Annotated in this window: 1 protein-coding gene; it reads left to right on the top strand. The window is 58.1% G+C overall.

Annotated elements, in window-relative coordinates:
* Nucleotides 1-267: 267 nt before the first annotated feature.
* Nucleotides 268-453: hypothetical protein (locus LPA54_RS38505; protein ID WP_228985030.1), on the top strand; the 186-nt coding region annotated here is incomplete at its 3' end.

Here is a 453-nt window from a genome sequence, read left to right as displayed (position 1 = left end):
AACTGGGGCAGCGGGTACACGGGCTCTTATGGTTCCTCAACGGAATACGGCAATCGTTACGGCAACAACGATGATGCTCCAGAGGAGACTGCAAACCCAGAATCCCCTGCTCCTGGCGACCAACCTGCGCCTTCCCCACACCAGCCTGCAACACCTCCGGAAGCGCCTGCTCAGCCGGGAGCACCAGCCCCAGACGTTCCTTCGCTGGAGGACATCATTAATGGTCAAGGTGACTTGGCTGAACTATTAAGACCGTAGGAGAGGAACGTGACTGATGAGGCCCTCAAGACCGTGAAGACGGTTGGAAAGTCCCACTCGGCTGTGCGTGGCGCCTCTGCCGAAGGCCGCATTCCGCTTAATCGTGAACCTTTTGCACACGACATCATCGAGCTTTTCGGTGGCCCGCGTGGCCGTTTTGCCCGCACCTTACCTGGTCAATGGATGTCGCCATTG

The sequence above is a fragment of the Streptomyces sp. DH12 genome (assembly GCF_020873895.1).
GTDB lineage: Bacteria > Actinomycetota > Actinomycetes > Streptomycetales > Streptomycetaceae > Streptomyces.
Note: the sequence above shows the minus strand (reverse complement) of the source record. Positions and strands in the feature narration are given on the sequence as shown.